Here is a 516-nt window from a genome sequence, read left to right on the forward strand (position 1 = left end):
CGTGCCACCACTGAACTCAAGTGTAGCAGCCGACGCCATGCTGAACGACCCGTTGTGGACGCCGCCGTTCGACAGATTTAGTTCGCCGTCAGCGACCTGCACGGCACTGGAATTGTTGAATGCAAACCCAATCGTCAGGGCGCCACTGCCCTGCTTGTCAAACGTACCAGCGTTGTTCCAGGTGCCGCCGCCGGTGGTGGCCGTCCACGACACCGTAGCCGTCACATTCGCAGCGAAGGTTTGCCCCGCCGGAATGTTCAGCGTACCGCCGTATCCGATTGTTATCGAGCCATTGCCGGAATAGGAACCGCCGCTGTTCAGGTTCAATGTCTTGCCATACAGCCGTTTGAGCGAAGCAGACGACAGCGTGGCAGCCCCTGCTACCGTAATCGTACCCGTCGCCGTGCCGTCTGCGCTGCCCAGGATGCCGCTCGTCCAGGACAAGGCCCCCGACACCGTCACATTGCCGGTGTTGCCCAGTGTACCTGTGCTCACGCTCAGGTTCCCGGCAATACT

1 protein-coding gene is annotated in these 516 nt (G+C 60.9%); it reads right to left on the reverse strand.

The features are described 5' to 3' along the window. The coding region (locus JNK74_30335; protein ID MBL7650468.1) for a hypothetical protein at positions 1 to 495 on the reverse strand (495 nt) is incomplete at its 3' end. Between the last annotated feature and the right edge of the window lie 21 nt (positions 496 to 516).

The organism is Candidatus Hydrogenedentota bacterium (assembly GCA_016791475.1).
In the GTDB taxonomy this organism is placed as follows: domain Bacteria; phylum Hydrogenedentota; class Hydrogenedentia; order Hydrogenedentales; family JAEUWI01; genus JAEUWI01.